10 protein-coding genes are annotated in these 17,087 nt (G+C 73.6%); 3 read left to right on the top strand and 7 right to left on the bottom strand.

The window, feature by feature from the left end:
- Positions 1-9: 9 nt before the first annotated feature.
- Both RI138_RS22890 and RI138_RS22885 read right to left on the bottom strand, forming a co-directional pair.
- Entirely contained in the window at positions 10-3,510 is a 3,501-nt protein-coding gene (locus RI138_RS22890) for an ATP-dependent helicase (RefSeq protein ID WP_311121423.1), read from the bottom strand.
- 262 nt (positions 3,511-3,772) lie between these two features.
- Entirely contained in the window at positions 3,773-4,180 is a 408-nt protein-coding gene (locus RI138_RS22885; RefSeq protein ID WP_311122984.1) for an MGMT family protein, read from the bottom strand.
- A 221-nt stretch (positions 4,181-4,401) separates the two neighbouring features.
- On the opposite strand from RI138_RS22885, the gene RI138_RS22880 reads away from it, so the two are divergent.
- The 3 genes from RI138_RS22880 to RI138_RS22870 all read left to right on the top strand — a co-directional run bounded on the left by RI138_RS22880 (position 4,402) and on the right by RI138_RS22870 (position 10,676).
- Positions 4,402-7,191: a lysylphosphatidylglycerol synthase domain-containing protein gene (locus RI138_RS22880; RefSeq protein WP_311121422.1), complete on the top strand. Its 2,790-nt coding sequence runs from the start codon at positions 4,402-4,404 to the stop codon at positions 7,189-7,191.
- 169 nt (positions 7,192-7,360) lie between these two features.
- Positions 7,361-8,953, top strand: a complete 1,593-nt coding sequence (locus RI138_RS22875; RefSeq protein WP_311121421.1) for an alpha/beta hydrolase — start codon at positions 7,361-7,363, stop codon at positions 8,951-8,953.
- A 127-nt stretch (positions 8,954-9,080) separates the two neighbouring features.
- Complete coding sequence (locus RI138_RS22870; protein WP_311121420.1) at positions 9,081-10,676, top strand: alpha/beta hydrolase; 1,596 nt, start codon at positions 9,081-9,083, stop codon at positions 10,674-10,676.
- Positions 10,677-10,743: 67 nt separating this feature from the next.
- On the opposite strand, the gene moeZ is transcribed toward RI138_RS22870, so the two are convergent.
- The 5 genes from moeZ to RI138_RS22845 form a co-directional block, all read right to left on the bottom strand.
- Complete coding sequence (gene moeZ / locus RI138_RS22865; RefSeq protein WP_096631804.1) at positions 10,744-11,922, bottom strand: adenylyltransferase/sulfurtransferase MoeZ; 1,179 nt, start codon at positions 11,920-11,922, stop codon at positions 10,744-10,746.
- 99 nt (positions 11,923-12,021) lie between these two features.
- Entirely contained in the window at positions 12,022-12,855 is an 834-nt protein-coding gene (locus RI138_RS22860; protein ID WP_311121419.1) for a spherulation-specific family 4 protein, read from the bottom strand.
- Entirely contained in the window at positions 12,843-13,808 is a 966-nt protein-coding gene (locus RI138_RS22855; RefSeq protein ID WP_096631801.1) for an NAD-dependent epimerase/dehydratase family protein, read from the bottom strand. Before RI138_RS22855 ends, RI138_RS22860 begins: the two co-directional genes overlap by 13 nt.
- A 177-nt stretch (positions 13,809-13,985) precedes the next feature.
- Positions 13,986-15,119 (bottom strand): hypothetical protein, encoded by a 1,134-nt coding sequence (locus RI138_RS22850; protein WP_311121418.1) that lies wholly within the window; start codon positions 15,117-15,119, stop codon positions 13,986-13,988.
- A 34-nt stretch (positions 15,120-15,153) separates the two neighbouring features.
- Complete coding sequence (locus RI138_RS22845) at positions 15,154-16,923, bottom strand: DUF3492 domain-containing protein (RefSeq protein WP_311121417.1); 1,770 nt, start codon at positions 16,921-16,923, stop codon at positions 15,154-15,156.
- Positions 16,924-17,087: the final 164 nt, after the last annotated feature.

The following is a 17,087-nucleotide window of genomic DNA, read 5'->3' as shown; positions in this document are numbered from 1 at the left end:
CGAAAGGCCCTACTCCACCACCTGCCGCCCCTCCGGCTGCGCGCTGCACGAGGCGCGGAACGTGCAGTGCGTGCAGTGGGTGCCGGTGGTGGGCGTGAAGCGTTCGTCCAGGACCTTTCCGGCGGCCGTGGCGAGCAGGTCGGAGACCCACTCCCCCGCCAGCGGTTCCTGGGCCTGGACCTTGGGGAAGGCGTCGCCGCCCTCCTTCTTGGGGGCGGGCTGACGGAGCTGGACCAGTTCCGCGCCGCCCGGCTCGGGGCGCTTTCCGTCGAAGACCTCGTCGACCGCGCCCTCCCGGACGGCGAGCTGGTAGACGGCGAGCTGGGGGTGAGCGGCCACCTCATCCTTGGTGGGCGCGCCCTTGCCGGTCTTGAAGTCGACGACGTACGCCCGGCCCTCGGCGTCCTGTTCGACCCGGTCCATGGAGCCCCGGATACGTACGGCGTAATCGCCCGCCTCCAGGGTCACGTCGAAGTCGTGCTCGCTCGCGGCGGGCGTGCGGCCGGCGCGGTCCAGGACGTGCCAGTGCAGGAAGCGTTCCAGGGCGGCGCGGGCCTGGTCCTTCTCCTGTTCGGACTTCCAGGGGGCGTCGAAGGCCAGGCCGTTCCAGACGGAGTCCAGGCGTTCCATGAGGACGTCGAGATCGGCGGGCGTACGGCCGGATGCGACTTCGTCGGCGAGTACGTGGACGACGTTACCGAACCCCTGGGCGGCGGTGGCCGGGGCGTCGGCCTTCACTTCGCGGCCCAGGAACCACTGGAGTGCGCAGGTGTTGGCGAGCTGGTCCAGGGCGCTGCCGGAGAGGGTGACGGGCTGGTCGCGGTCGCGCAGGGGGACGACGGAGCGGGTCGGCTCCTCCAGGCCCCACCAGCGGTACGGGTGCGCCGCGGGCACCAGCGGCCGTCCCTCGTCGTCGGTGAGCGCGGCGAGCCGGGCGAGGCGGTGGGCGGCGGCCTCGCGCAGGGCGTCGGACGCGGCCGGGTCGACCGTGGTGGCGCGCAGCTCCGCGACGAGCGCGGCGACGGCGAGGGGGCGGCGCGGGCGGCCGGTGACCTCGCGGGGTTCCACGCCCAGCTCGGTGAGGAAGCGGGAGGGCTGGTCGCCATCGTCGGCGGGAGCCTTCACGGCGGTGACGACCAGGCGATCGCGGGCGCGGGTGGCGGCGACGTAGAAGAGCCGGCGCTCCTCGGCGAGGAGCGCCCCGGGCGTCAGCGGCTCGGCGAGGCCGTCGTGGCCGATCCGGTCCGCCTCCAGAAGGGAGCCCCGGCGGCGCAGGTCGGGCCAGAGCCCCTCTTGGACCCCGGCGACGACGACGAGCCGCCACTCCAGGCCCTTGGAGCGGTGGGCGGTCATCAGGCGTACGGCGTCGGGGCGGGCGGTCCGCCGGGAGAGGGTGTCGGCGGCGATGTCCTGCGCGTCGACCTCTTCGAGGAAGTTGAGGGCCCCGCGCCCGCCGGTGCGCTCCTCGGCGCGGGCCGCCGTCTCGAACAGGGCGCACACCGCGTCGAGATCGCGGTCGGCGTTGCGCCCGCCCGCCCCGCCGCGCAGCGCGGCCGCCTCCAGCCTGCGCGGCCAGGGGGTGCCGTTCCACAGGGTCCACAGGGCTTCCTCGGCAGTGCCGCCGCCCGCCAGGAGTTCGCGGGCCTTGCGCAGGAGCGCACCGAGGCGCTGCGCTCCGTGGGCGTACGCCGGATCGTGCGTGACGAGCCGCTCGGGCTCGGCCAGGGCGCGGGCCAGCAGCGCGTCGGAGGGGGCGGGAACCCGGATTCCGGCGGCCCGTTCCTCGTCGCGCAGGGCCCGGCCGAGGCGGCGCAGATCGGCCGCGTCCATGGAGCCGAGGGGGGAGGTGAGGAGGGCGAGCGAGGTCTCGGTGTCGAGCCAGGGGGCGGGCCCTTCCTCCGGCTGAGCCTCTGCCGGTTGCGGTTCTGGTTCCGGCTCCGGTTCCGGCTGAACCGCTCGTTGTGGTTCCGGCTCCGGCTGAGCTGCCGGTTGCGGCTCCGGCTCCGGCTTCGGCTGAACTGCCGGTTCCGGCTCCAGCCCCGGCTTCGGTTCCACGGGACGGTCGCGCAGCGCAGCCGTCGCCACCGCTCGCAGCGCCGTCAGCAGCGGAGCGACGGCCGGTTCGTGGCGGAGCGGAAGGTCGTCGCCGTCGACCTCCAGGGGGACGCCCGCCGAGGTGAGGGCGCGGCGGACGGCGGGCAGCGAGCGGCCCCCGGCCCGTACCAGCACCGCCATCTCCTGCCACGGCACCCCGTCCTCCAGATGGGCGCGGCGCAGCAGGTCCGCGATGTTCTCCAGCTCCGTGGAGGCGGTCGGGTAGGTGTACGTCTCGACACGGCCGCCCTCCCGGACGGCGTGCAGCTCGCGGTGGGCGCGGACGGTGTCGGCGGGCAGCCGGGTCAGCGGCATCCGGCGGGTGAGCAGCCGGGTCGCCGCGAGCAGTCCGGAGCCGGAGCGCCGTGAGGTGGTGAGGACGCCCACGGGCGCGGGAGTGCCGTCGGCCCGGCGGAACGTGTCCGGGAAGTCGAGGATGCCGTTCACGTCAGCCCCCCGGAACGTGTAGATGGACTGGTCGGGGTCGCCGAAGGCGATCAGCGTCCGGCCGCCGCGCGTGTCCTCACCGCGCCCCCGGGCACCGCCCGGCGCACGCCCCCGGTTCCCCGCCAGCGCGTGCAGCAGCCGCACCTGCGCGGGGTCGGTGTCCTGGTATTCGTCGACGTACACCGCGTCGTAAGCGCCCGCGAGCTGCGCCGCGACCTCGGGGCGCTCGGCGAGCAGGACCGCGCGGTGCACCAGTTCGGCGTAGTCCAGGACGCCCTGGGCATCGAGGACGTCGAGGTACTCCGCGAGGAACTGGGCCGCCGCCGTCCAGTCCGGGCGGCCCGTGCGGCGGGCGAAGGCGGCCAGCGCGTCCGGGCCGAGGCCCAGCTCACGGCTGCGGGCCAGCACCGCGCGCACCTCGTCGGCGAAACCGCGGGTGGTCAGGCAGGCCCGAAGCTCGTCGGGCCAGCGGACATGGGCCAGGCCCTCCTTCTCCAGGTCGAGCTGGCCCGCGAGCAGCTCGCGGACGGTGACGTCCTGCTCGGGCCCGGACAGCAGGCGCAGCGGGTCGGCGAAGAGGTCGGCGTCCTGGTGGGCGCGGACCAGGGCGTAGCAGTAGGCGTGGAAAGTGGTCGCCTGCGGGCCGCGCGCCGCGCCGAGCCGGGCCGCCAGCCGGTCGCGCAGCTCGACGGCCGCCTTGCGGCTGAAGGTGAGGATCAGGATGCGGGCGGGGTCGCCGCCCCGGTTCACCCGGGCGGCGACGGACTCGACAAGGGTGGTGGTCTTCCCGGTGCCGGGTCCGGCGAGGACCAGCAGCGGACCGCCGGGGTGATCAACCACCGCGCGCTGACCTGCGTCCAGGAGGGGGGGATCCACGGACCCGGGCGGAGTGCGCACCAGCCGGTACGCGCTCGTGGTCCGCGGCCGTGACTCACGGTGCGGACTGTGCCGGGTGGAGGAGGTACTCACGTGGATCGCCGGTCCTGGTGGGTGTACAGGTGATGAGGAACAGGGTCGGGACAGCCGGGACAGCCAAGGCGGTCACGGCAGCGAAAGCGGTCAAAGCAGTCGAGGAAAGGGGCGGAGCGTGCCGCGCGAACACGACGCTACGCCAGCGGCGGCGCGCGAGGCAGCGGCTGCGCTGCGTCTCTCGTCACGTGCGTCATGCACGTCACGTGCATCACGTGCATCACGTGCGACGCGCCCCTTGTCGCACCGGGAGCGGACGCTGTCAGGTGTGAGATTGCTCGTGCCCGGGTCCGTCCGCGCCGGTGCCGTCCCAGCGGGCGTGGCGCATGTCGAGGCGCGGCACGTGCCCCTCCGACTGCCGGGACGCCGCACGGAGCGGCGTACCCTCCGCGCGGTAGTGCTCCAGCGCGCGGAGCTCATGGCCGGGAAGCAGCGTCCCGTCGGCCCGGACGACGCGCCACCACGGCACGGCGGAGCCGTACAAGGCCATCACCCGGCCGACCTGGCGGGGCCCGCCCTCGCCCAGCCACTCCGCGACATCGCCGTACGTCATCACCCGGCCGGGCGGGATCAGATCGGCGACGTCGAGGACACGCTCCGCGTAATCCGGCAGTTCGGGGCCGGTCGGCGCGGTGCCGGGTCCGCCTCCGCCCGTCTGGTCCTGGCTCATCCGCCCCATCCTGCCGTACGCCACCGACAGCCCGCCCGGAACGGTGGCGGTCCGGGCGGACAGCGTGCGCACAGGTGCAAAGGAGCGTATGTTGCGCTTCCCGCGCCCGTGCAATGCACCCTGATGCCCCCCTCTGTCTACGGGCCGTGCCACCATCGTGCGGGCGGTGACCGGTGATACGAGACCACGAAGACGAACCAGAGGCGACGAAGGAGCAGGGCGTGCAGCCACCGAAGGCGGCGGACGCCTCTGATGCCGGGGAGCGCTCGTCGAGCGCTCCGGAGGACTCCGGAGCGTCCGCGGGCTCCGGAGTTCCCCGGGCCGACGGCCCCACCACGTCCGTCTCCGGTTCCGGCCATCTGACCGGTTCGACCCTGGCTTCCGCCGATGCCGCCCTGAGCGACCGGGTCTCCGGTGACGAACCGCTGCTGCCCGCCCGGGTCCACCGCCCCTCCGACCTGATGCGGCTGCTCATCGGGGTGTTCGCGATCGCGGTCCTGCTCTCGATCGCCGCCTTCGCCCAGGGCACCACCACCGGCCTTGAGGACGACATCTCCAAGGGCACCGAGCAGGCGCCCGATCTGCTGATCAAGATCGCCGGTCTGGTGTCCAGCATCGCCGTGCTGCTGGTGCCCGTCGCCTTCGCCATCGAGCGCCTGATCAAACGGGACGGGCTGCGCATCGCGGACGGCGTACTGGCCGCGGTCCTCGCCCACGGGGTGACCCTCGCCACCGACCTGTGGGTCTCGCGGACCGCGCCCGGCACCATCCAGGACGCGCTGACCCAGCCGCAGACGACGGGCGGGCTGACCGACCCGGTGCACGGCTATCTCGCGCCGGTCATCGCGTACATGACGGCGGTCGGCATGGCGCGGCGGCCTCGCTGGCGCGTGGTGCTGTGGATGGTGCTGCTGCTCGACGCGTTCGCGATGCTCGTCGGCGGGTACACCACCCCGTTCTCGATCATCCTGACCGTCCTGATCGGCTGGACGGTGGCGTACGGCACGCTGTACGCGGTCGGCTCGCCGAACGTCCGCCCGACCGGCCAGCACCTGATGGCGGGGCTGCGGCACGTCGGCTTCCGCCCGATCGCGGCGATGCGAGCCGAGGACACCCCGGACCGGGACAGGGACGACAAGGACAGCGTCGACCAGGGCGACCGGGGGCGGCGCTATCTGGTCACCCTGGAGGACGGGCCGCCGCTCGACGTCACCGTCGTCGACCGCGAGCAGCAGGCCCAGGGGTTCTTCTACCGGGCCTGGCGACGGCTCACGCTGCGCGGGATCACCCAGCGGCGTTCCATCCAGTCGCTGCGCCAGGCGCTGGAGCAGGAGGCGCTCCTCGCGTACGCGGCGATCGCCGCCGGGGCGAACGCGCCCAAGCTGATCGCCACCTCCGAGCTGGGGCCCGACGCGGTGATGCTCGTCTACGAGCACATTGGCGGCCGGTCGCTGGACGCGATGGAGGACGTGGAGATCACCGACGATCTGGTGCGCAGCGCCTGGCGTCAGGTCAAGGCCCTCCAGTCGCGGCGGATCGCGCACCGCAGGCTGACCGGTGACGCCCTCCTGGTGGATCGTTCCGGCAAGGCGTTCGTGACGGATCTGCGCGGCGGCGAGATCGCGGCCGGTGATCTGGTCCTGCGCATGGACGTGGCCCAGTTGCTGACCACGCTGGGGCTGCGGGTGGGGGCCGAGCGGTCCGTCGCCGGGGCACTGGCCGTGCTCGGTCCGGACGCCGTGGCGGACTGTCTGCCGCTGCTCCAGCCGATCGCGCTGAGCCGGTCCACCCGGGCGGCGCTGCGCCGGATCGCGCGCGAGCGTTCGCAGCGCGAGCGGGAATCGGCCGTGGAGGCCTCACAGACGGCCAAGCGGACGAGGGCCGAGGGAGCCGGGGGCGAGCACACCTCGGACCGCAAGGCCGGGCGCAAGTCCCACCGGACCGAGAAGCAGGCCGAGAAGCGGGCCATCGACGAGGCGCTGGAGGAGGCCCGTGATGAGGATCTGCTCGCCCAGATCCGCCGCCAGGTCCTCCTGATCCGCCCGCAGGCGCCGGTCGAACCGGTGCGGCTGGAGCGCATCAAACCGCGCACCCTCTTCAGCTTCATCGCCGGGGCCATCGCCGCGTACTTCGTGATCTCCCAGGTCACCCAGGCGGACTTCGGGGCGGTCGTGGAGCAGGCGGAGTGGGGCTGGGTGGCGGCGGCCCTCGGCTTCTCGGCACTGAGCTACGTGGCGGCGGCCATGAGCCTGCTGGGTTTCGTGCCGGAGCGGGTGCCGTTCCTGAAGACCGTGCAGGCGCAGGTGGCCGGCTCGTTCGTGAAGATCGTCGCGCCGGCCGCCATCGGGGGCGTGGCCCTGAACACCCGCTTCCTCCAGCGCGCCGGGGTGCGCCCCGGACTCGCGGTGGCGAGCGTCGGGGCCTCCCAGCTCTTCGGGCTCGGCGCCCACGTCATGCTGCTGGCGCTGTTCGGCTATCTCACCGGTACGGAGAGGACCCCGGACTCGCTGACCCCGTCCCGGACGGTGATCGCGGGTCTGCTCACGGTCGCGGTGCTGGTGCTGGTGGTGACGGCGGTCCCGTTCCTGCGGAAGTTCGTGGTGACCCGGGTGCGCTCGCTGTTCGCCGGGGTCGTGCCGCGCATGCTGGACGTGGTCCAGCGGCCGCAGAAGCTGCTCACCGGCATCGGTGGCATGCTGCTGCTGACCGGCCTGTTCGTGCTCTGCCTGGACGCCTCGATCCGGGCGTTCAGCGGACCGGACGTCCCCGAGCTGAGTTACGCGAGCATCGCGGTGGTCTTCCTCGCCGGGAACGCGATCGGCTCGGCCGCCCCGACGCCGGGCGGTATGGGCGCGGTCGAGGGGGCCCTGACGCTGGGCCTGATCGCGGTCGGACTGCCGAGCGAGGTCGCGGCGCCCGCAGTGCTGCTGTACCGCGTGATGACGCTGTGGCTGCCGGTGCTGCCGGGGTGGATCGCCTTCAACCAGCTGACGCGCAAGGGCGAGCTGTAGTCGTCGAGGGCGGCGGCACGCAGTCCGCCGGCAGTCCTCGTCGGCGGCCGACCGGGGTGCGCCGGCAGTCCTCGTCGGCCGCCGGGGCCGTGGCCCGCCGGGTGTGCACCGCCACCCGCATGGACCGCGCCCGGCCGCGCTCCCCGGCGGCCCGCCGCACGATGGGGTCATGAGGACTTCCCCCGCCCTGCGCGCCGCCGCCCTCGCCGCCACCGCCACCGTGCTGCTGCCGCTGGCCGCCTGTTCGGACGGCGACGACGGGGACGGCTCCTCGACGCCCACCGGGGCCTCGACCGCCTCGCCGTCCGCCACCGCCCGGGAACTGGCCTCCCAGAAGCTCGACTGGTCGCCGTGTCCGGCCCCGAACACGGCCCAGGGCGGCGGCGAGTCCCCGTCCCCGCTGCCCGGCGGCGCGGTGTGGGAGTGCTCCTTCATGGACGTGCCGCTCGACTACGCGAAGCCCGACGGCCGCACGATCGAGCTGGCGCTGGTCCGCGCCGAGGCCAGGGACCAGGCGCGGCGGATCGGCTCGCTGGTGTTCAACTTCGGCGGGCCCGGCGCCTCCGGTGTGGCGACGCTGCCCGCCTTCGGCACGGAGTACGACACGCTTCGCACCCGGTACGACCTGGTGAGCTTCGACCCGCGCGGGGTCGGCCGCAGCGAGGGCGTCGAGTGCGCGGACGACGCCCAGCTGGACGCCCTCTATCAGGAGGACTCCACGCCGGACAACGCGGCCGAGGAGGAGCAGTTCGTGCAGGGGCAGAAGGACTTCATCGCGGACTGCAAGGAGAACTCCGGCCCTGAACTGCCCTTCGTGGGCACGACGAACGCCGCCCGCGACATGGACCTGATGCGGACGGTGCTGGGCGACGACGAGCTGCACTACTTCGGCATCTCCTACGGGACCGAGCTGGGCGGCGTCTACGCGCACCTCTTCCCGGACAAGGTCGGCCGGGCGGTCTTCGACGCGGTGGTCGACCCGACGAAGAACGCCGAACAGTCCTCCCTCGGCCAGGCCCAGGGGTTCCAGCTCGCCATGGACAACTTCACCGAGGACTGTGCCGAGCGCGACGACTGCGCGCTGCCCGGGGCCACCCCGCAGGAGGTCGAGCAGGGGATCGCGGACCTTCTGGCCGAGCTGGAGGAGCAGCCGATCGACGGGCTGGGCGACCGCGCGCTGACGCAGACGCTGGCCACCACCGGCATCGCCTCCGCGCTCTACTCCAAGGAGACCTGGCCACTGCTCGAACAGGGCCTGGACGAGGCGGGCGGCGGGAACGGCGGGCTGCTGCTCGCACTGGCGGACTCGCTCAACGGACGCTCGCAGGACGGGCAGTACGACAACTCCAACGCGGCCAACCTCGCCATCAACTGCGCCGACAGCAAGCAGCGGTTCACCCTGGAGCAGACGAAGGCGGCACTGCCGGCCTTCCGCAAGGCCTCCCCGCTCTTCGGCGACTACCTGGGCTGGGGCCTGATGGGCTGCACGGGCTGGCCGGTCGCGGGTGCCTGGGAGACCCCCGACGTCAGCGCGCCCGGGGCCGCGCCCATCCTGGTCATCGGCAACACGGGCGACCCGGCGACCCCGTACGCGGGCGCGAAGGCGATGGTGCAGCAGCTGGGCGAGGGCGTCGGCGTCGAGCTGACGTACCGGGGCGAGGGCCACGGGGCCTACAACAGCAACGACGCGTGTGTGCAGCGGGCGGTCGACGGCTATCTGCTGAACGGTACGGTGCCGAAGTCGGGCACGGTCTGCGGCTGATCGCGCCCCGGGAGCCCGCTCTGACGGTCTGGCCCGACGGTCTGTCAGAGGCGCCGACTAGCATGGCGGAACAATGCAGGCGCCCGGCGCTTCACCGGCTTCGGGGCTCGGGGAGGGGAGCCGGACCATGCGCGCGCACCGACGGGCCCATCGGGCCGCCGTTCGAGCGGGAGCAGTCCTCCTCGCGACAGTACTGCTCGCCGGCTGTGCCCTGTCGGGGACGGCGCCGGAAGCCGCCGCACCGGCGGACGGCCGCCCCGGCGGCTCGTCCGCCTCTCCCGCTCCGACGGGCCCGAAGGACACCGCGCGGACGCCCGCCCTGCCCTCCGCCCTCACCTCCCAGCGCCTCGACTGGGAGCTCTGCGAGGCTCCGCGCGGCGGCGGGGCCCCGGGGTCCGCGTGGCGCTGCGCGCGCGTGGACGTACCGCTGGATTACGCGAAGCCGTCCGGGGACACCCTCTCCCTCGCCCTGATCCGCAAGGAGGCACGCGACAAGGGGCGGCGGCTCGGTTCGCTGCTGTTCAACTTCGGCGGCCCGGGCGGTTCGGGCGTGGAGATACTGCCGCGCGCGGCGGAAGCGTACGGAAAGCTCAACACCCGCTACGACCTGGTGGGGTTCGATCCGCGCGGGGTCGCGGCCAGCTCCGGGGTGCGCTGCCGCACCGACGAGGAGCAGGAGCAGGCCCACCGCAGCATCGACCTGACCCCGGACACGGCGACGGAGGAGGCCGCGTTCGTCAAGGACGCCGCGGACTTCGGCGCGGGCTGCGAGCGCCGTTCCGGCAAACTCCTCCCCCATGTCGGCACGTCCAACGCCGCCCGCGACCTGGACCTGATCCGGCATGTCCTGGGCGACGACAAGCTGTCCTACTTCGGCTTCTCCTACGGTACGGAGCTGGGCGGTACGTACGCGCACCTCTTCCCGCGGAACGTGGGACGCACGGTGCTGGACGCGGTCATCGACCCCACGGCCGACGGCATAGGGCACGCCCGCAACCAGGCCACGGGCTTCCAGCGCGCCCTGGAGAACTACCTCAGGAGCCGCGGCGAGAACCCGAAGGCGGGCACCGAGCGCATAGCCCGGCTACTGGCCCGTATCGACAGGAGCCCGCTGCCGACCGACAGCGGCCGCGAGCTGAGCGAATCCCTCGCCATCACCGGCATCGTCACCCCGCTGTACTCCGAGTCCGGCTGGCCCGCCCTGACGGCCGCCCTCGAAGAGGCGGAGGACGACGGCACCGGCAACGGCCTGCTCCGGCTCGCCGACTCGTACAACGGGCGGGACGAGCAGGGCCGTTACGACACCCAGAGCCACTCCCAGCGGGCGATCTCCTGCGCCGACACCAAGGCCAGGCCCACCCTGGACGAGGCCCGTGCGCTGCTGCCGGAGTTCCGTCGGCTGTCACCGGTCTTCGGCCCGCTCCTCGCCTGGGACACCGCGGGCTGGTGTGCGCGGTGGCCGGTCGAGGGGGAGCACGACACCCCGGAGACGAGCGCCCCGGGCGCGGGCCCGATCCTCGTCGTCGGGACGACCGGCGACCCGGCCACCCCGTACGAGGGGGCACAGCGGATGGCGGACGAGCTGGGCAAGGGCGTCGGCGTCATGCTCACCAACAACGGCGAGGGGCACGGGGCGTACGGCGGCAACGACTGCGTGACGTCGGCGGTGGACGGCTACTTCCTGGACGGGAAGGTCCCGGCGGACGGTACGACCTGCGGGTAGCGGTACGAACATGTGGAAGGGGCCGGTCCGCAGTGCGCGGACCGGCCCCTCCTCCCCAACGGGTTGTCTAGTACACCGGCTTCTCGGGCTCGATCTGGTTGACCCAGCCGATCACGCCGCCGCCCACGTGCACCGCGTCGGCGAAGCCCGCCGACTTGAGGACCGCGAGGACCTCGGCGCTGCGGACGCCCGTCTTGCAGTGCAGGACGATGCGCCGGTCCTGCGGGAGGTCCTGGAGGGCTGTGCCCATGAGGAACTCGTTCTTCGGGATCAGCTTGGCGCCCGGGATCGAGACGATCTCGTACTCGTTCAGCTCGCGGACGTCGATGATCTCGATCTTCTCGTCGCCGTCGATCCACTCCTTGAGCTGCTTGGGAGTGATCGTGGCTCCGGCCGCCGCCTCCTGGGCCTCCTCGGAGACGACGCCGCAGAAGGCCTCGTAGTCGATGAGCTCGGTGACGGTGGGGTTCTCGCCGCAGACCGCGCAGTTCGGGTCCTTGCGGACCTTCACCTGGCGGTACTGCATCTCCAGGGCGTCGTAGATCATCAGGCGGCCGACCAGCGGGTCGCCGATGCCGGCCAGCAGCTTGATGGCCTCGTTGACCTGGATGGAGCCGATGGACGCGCAGAGCACGCCCAGCACGCCGCCCTCGGCGCAGGAGGGGACCATGCCCGGCGGCGGGGGCTCCGGGTAGAGGCAGCGGTAGCAGGGGCCGTGCTCGGACCAGAAGACCGAGGCCTGGCCGTCGAAGCGGTAGATCGAGCCCCAGACGTACGGCTTGTTCAGCAGCACCGCGGCGTCGTTGACGAGATAGCGGGTGGCGAAGTTGTCCGTGCCGTCCACGATCAGGTCGTACTGCGCGAAGATCTCCATCACGTTGTCGGCCTCAAGCCGCTCTTCGTGAAGGACCACGTTGACGTACGGGTTGATCCCCAGCACGGAGTCCTTGGCGGACTCCGCCTTGGACCGGCCGATGTCGGCCTGGCTGTGGATGATCTGGCGCTGGAGGTTCGACTCGTCGACCTCGTCGAACTCGACGATGCCCAGCGTGCCGACACCGGCCGCGGCCAGGTACATCAGGGCCGGCGAACCGAGTCCGCCGGCGCCCACACAGAGCACCTTGGCGTTCTTCAGGCGCTTCTGTCCGTCCATCCCGACATCCGGGATGATCAGGTGGCGGGAGTACCTGCGGACCTCGTCGACGGTGAGCTCAGCGGCTGGCTCGACCAGGGGTGGCAGCGACACAGGAACCTCAACAATGCAGGTGGTCGGATTTACGTACATCGACTACGCACACATCGACTACGTACGGTTGTTCTTCCGGTAACACTGCCACGCCCCTTCTCATTCCGAGATACCAGGTCCGATCCGCGAGACGATTTCGTCCCAGTACCTGGGCAGCGCCGCGAATGGATCGTTCTGCCCGTTCCGTCCGTCCCGTCCGTCCCGGTCGGTGAAGAAGATCGTCCCGGCGCCCTGCCAGCGGGCGATGCGCATGGCCTCCTCCAGGTGGGTGCGCGGGACACCGTGGACGAAGTGGGCGAACCGCTCGGGCGGGTAGTCCGCCGTCCACTCGGCCACCTGTGACCAGCGGTAGTCGGTCCAGGGGCCCTGGAAGGTGACCAGCTGGTCGGCGGCCTCCGCGTAACCGGGGTACGGATGGGTCCCGTGCCCCAGGACCAGGCGGCCGCCGCCGTCCGCGCTGTCGCTCTCCGCCAGCAGGGCGTGGAGCGTGCCGGTGAGACGGCGGACGTCCGGCAGCCCGGCCCGCTCGGCCGGGCAGCGGGCGAGGTAGAAGCCGCCGACCCGGTACCAGTCGATGAAGGCACGGGCGTCGGCGATCAGATCGCCGAAGGACCGCTCGCCGAAGGCCAGGTCGAGGTGGCCCAGCAGCCTGCCGCCGGAGGCCCGGACGGTGTCGTCCGGGGCCCCGCCGTGCAGGGCGCGTTCCCGGGCGTTGCGCAGCCTGCCCGCCGCCGCCAGGCAGTGCGGGTCGGGCCGGCAGCCGGGGCCCTCCGCGATGTTGAGGACGGCCCAGTGCAGCGGCGTGCCGGGGCGGACCAGCTCGGCCCACTCGGCGGGGGCGAGCAGCGGGTGGGCGTAGCCCGGGACGCCGAAGCCGAGCTGTTCGCCGCCCGCGGTCCGGCGGGCGGCGTCGGGAGCGGTCAGATGCGGCACGCCGCCTCCATCCAGATGTCCGCGAGCGACTCCTCCAGGTTGATCCGGGGCCGCCAGCCGAGCCGGTCCCGCGCGGTGCGGACATCGGCCTGCTGCCAGGCGCCGCACCCGTCCGGATACGGGGACGGGGTGGCCGAGAGGTGCTCCATGACGGACTCGGCGGAGGTGCGCGGGGCCCCGATGGGCAGGCGTGCGGGGGGCGTGTCCAGCTCGTGGAGCGCGCCCGCGTACCCGGCGACTCTCGCCAGGACGGCGGCCGCGTCACGGAGGCGGACGGCCCGTCCGGTGCCGATGTTGACGACGCCCTGGGCGGCGGAGAGCGAGGCGGCGTGGACGGCCCGCGCCACGTCCCGCACGTCGACGAAGTCCCGCTGCACGCCGAGGCCGCTGAGCTTCAGCTCGCCGTCGCCCGCCTGCATGGCCCGGCGCATCGCCTCGGCGAGCCTGCCGAGCGGGGAGCCCGCCGGGGTGCCGGGCCCGACCGGCGAGAAGACCCGCAGCACGACGGCGTCGAGACCGGAGCCGAGGACCAGCTCGGTGGCGGCGAGCTTGCTGACGCCGTACGGGCCGCCGGGGCGCGGCACGGCGTCCTCGGCGGTGGAGGAGCCGGGCTGCGAGGGCCCGTACTCCGAGGCGCAGCCGACCTGGACGAGCCGGGCCCCGCAGCCGCTGCGGCGCAGCGCCTCGCAGACGGTGGCGACGGCGACGGTGTTGTGGCGGGTGAGGTCGCGGGCGTTGCCACGGGTGGCGCCCGCGCAGTTGACGACGACCCCGGGGTGGACGGCGTCCAGGAAGCGGGTGAGCGCCCCGGGGCTGCCGCCCGCGAGATCGAACCGGACGTCGGCGTCGTCGCCGCGGCCCAGGGCCGTGAGGTGGACGGCGGGGTCGGCGAGCAGGCGGTCGGCGACGAAGCGGCCGAGGAATCCGTTGGCTCCGAGCAGCAGCACCCTCATCGCGCACCGCCTCGGTGCCGACGGCTCACTGCCGGTGCGGGGGACTGGGGGGTCATGGCGGGTTTCTCCTAGGTCAGTCAGTCGGTTCGTGCGGTGCTGGGAAGGCCCGCGGCGTCGGCTCCGCGGGAGTGGTGCGGTGGGGGGTGTGCGGTGGGGCGCTCGTGGTGAGGGAGCGGTTCAGGTACGGGTGTGGGCGGAGGCGCGGGAGAGGGCGAGGGAGGCGTGCAGCAGCAGCCCGAGTGCGGCTGCTCCGCAGGCGAGGGCGGGCACGGCCCCCGTCCCGCCTGCCGAGACGAGGGCGTTCACGGGCTGGGCGAGGGGTTCGAGTCCGGGCAGCCGGGAGGAGAGGACGAGGGCCGGGGCGGCGGCCTCGACGGCGCAGGCGGCGGCGAGCGCGACCGTGCCGGGCTCGGGCAGTCCGTGGGCGGCGAGCAGCCGGGCGACGAAGAACAGGACCCCGAGGGCGGCTGCCGCGGCGGGCGTCCCGTTGCCGTCGAGGCCGAGGTCGGCCAGGTACAGCAGGGGCAGCAGCGCGGCGAGGAAGAGGGCGACGGCCGCGAGGAGCAGGGGCCGCACTCCCGCGCCGAACTCCTCCAGGGCACGGCTGCCGGTCAGCTTGCGGTGGGCGTGGACGGCGAAGAGGTGGGCGCACCAGGCGGCCGGGGCGATGGCGGCGGCGAGCCCGAGCAGCGGGGCGGGGGTGCCGTCCCACGGACCGTCCGGGCCGCCGGTCATGACCTGGGCGAGCAGCTCCTCGCCGTACACCGCGTAGCTCAGGAGCCAGCAGCCGTACATCCCCGCGCGGCCCGCTCCTTCCGGCGCGCGCAGGGGCCCGCGGCTCAGGCACAGCCGGAGCGCCAGGCAGGCCAGGAGGGCACCGGCCACGGTGACGAGGGCCCGCGTCCCGCCGCCGAGCACGCCCTCGGTGAGCCGGAGCACCCCGGCGGTCGCCAGGCAGGCGGCCCCCGGGAGCAGGGCGAGGAGCGTCCAGAGGGCCCGCGCCTCGGTGTCCGGCCCGGCGTCCGGGGGTCCGCTCACGGCGGGCTCCTTCGTACGGGGCGGTATGCGGGCGTACAGCTCCTCGGCGAGCGAGAAGACGTCTCGGTGGCGGTAGCGGGCGGCGGTGCGGTCGGTGAGGCCGTGGGCTTCGAGTCCGGCGGCGATCTCCAAGGGGTCCACGGCCCGTTCGCAGAGGTCCCGGTGGTCGTGCATCAGGGACTTCACCGGGTCGACCGGCCCCCGGCGGGCGGCGGTGGATGCGGCCGGGGCGGGAGGGGCGGTGGCGGTGGCCTGGTCGTCCGGACGGGGCATGGGTTGGTCTCCGTGGTCGTGAAGCGTCGAGTGGTCACGCATCGCCGTCCCCCGGTCCCCCGGAGGCCGCGCAGACGCCCTCGGGCTCGCCGGAGCGGTCCGGCAGGCGCCCCGCCCGGGTCCAGGGGCCGAGGAGGCGGGCCTCTGGCGGGGTGGCGAAGAGGAGGGGGTCGCCGTGGGCGTTCACCGTGTCGGCCTCCCGGCGCACCGGAGTGTGTGACATCAGCTCCAGATAAATGCCGCGAAATGCCGCGAGGTTCTGTTCGACGGTGAAGAGTTCGAGCGCTCGGGCCCGGGCCGCCGCGCCCAGGCGGGCCCGGCGCTCGGGGTCGCGCAGCAGCGCCACGCAGGCGTCGGCGAGCGCCTTGGGGTTGCGCGGGGGCACCACCAGGCCGGTGCCGCCGATGACTTCGACGACCGCTCCGACGTCGGTGGAGACGGTGGCCCGGCCGCAGAACATGGCCTCGACGAGGCTGACCGGGAAGCCTTCGACGACGCTGGACAGCACGATCACGCCGCCCGCGCGGTAGGCCTCGGCGAGATCGGGGACCTCGGGCCCGCCGATCTCCTCGAAGGTGACCGGGCAGACGCCCTCGGTGTGCGCGCCGGTGGCCTCGTCCGGGAAGAGCTGGGCGGCCAGGGCCCGGCAGTGGGCCAGATAGGCGCCCCCCTCAAGGCCCGGGGCCGGGGCGCCGAAGATCCGCAGCCGGGCGCCGGGCTCGGCGCGGCGGACCTCGGCGAAGGCGTGGAGCAGGGCGATCAGGTCCTTGGCGGGCTCGATCCGGCCGACCCAGACCAGCGTTGCGGGGCCGCCCGCGCCTGCCGCGCCGAAGCGTTCGGCGTCCTCACCGACCGGGCCGAAGCGTTCGGCGGCCATGCCCGGGTAGACCGTGCGCTGCCGGGCGGGGTCGGCCCCGCAACGCTGCTGCCAGCGGCGGACATGCGTGTTGCCGGGGGTGACCAGCGCCGCCTGGCGGTAGACCTCGGTGGCGAGACGCCCGTGGAATCCGGCGAGGAGGGCGCGCACCGGTGCGCCGAACGGGGCGTCGGAGGCGGCCAGATAGTGGGCGCGCAGCTGCACCCCGTGCTCGGTGACCAGCAGCGGAACCCCGAAGAAGCGTTTGGCCAGGAGCCCCGGGAGGGCGGCCGCGCCGCCGGAGGTCGCATGGCAGAGGTCGACCGCGCCGAGGCTCTCCTGGTCGTACCAGTCGAGCGAGAGGGGGCGCAGCGCGCGTTCCAGCTCGGCGGCGAAGACGAGGTGGTCGGGAACGGTGGCGCTCTGCACGGTCCGGCCGGTGCCCCGGGCCCTGGAGGCGGCCTCCAGAATCCGTACGGTCGTCTCCGAGCGCAGGGCGAGGTGGAGTCCGCCGCGCTCCCGGGCCAGTTCGGCCAGACCGTAGAGGCCTTCGGTGAAGAGCTCCGCGCCGGGGCCGGTCCCGGGGGCTCCGCCGGTGTCGTCGGGGGTGCAGATCGCGGCGGCGAGGGCGGTGAGGTGGTCCGTGAACCGTGCGCGGTCGCGCCGCCCGTAGGACTGCTCGCCGCCGGTCACCAGACGGGCCAGCAGGCCGCGTTCGCCGCTGCCGCGCAGGGTGCCGTCCTCGGGGGTCCACAGCGGGGCGGTACGCACCCGGCTGACCTGGTGCGGGAGTCGGACCCAGCCCTGCGCCTCCTGGTGGGCGGAGCGGCTCAGGGCGAACAGGTCGAACTCGTGCTGCGGCAGCCCGCGCACCAGTCGGTCGCACCAGAGTCTGGACTCACCGGTCGCATACGGATAGCCACCGTCGGTGAGCAGTCCGATCCGCACGAGTACACCCCCGATCTCCCTTGTGGGCGGCCGCCGTTGGAACGGCGACTCACAGCGGGACGACCGTAAGCGGATACGCCGGTGGCGCGACGGACGGTTGTCCATCGCGCCACCGAAAGGGGTGAACCGTCGTAACTTTCCCGCCCCCGTAGCGTTCCGTCGCG

The organism is Streptomyces durocortorensis, assembly GCF_031760065.1.
In the GTDB taxonomy this organism is placed as follows: domain Bacteria; phylum Actinomycetota; class Actinomycetes; order Streptomycetales; family Streptomycetaceae; genus Streptomyces.
This window is presented reverse-complemented; position numbering and strand designations above follow the sequence as displayed.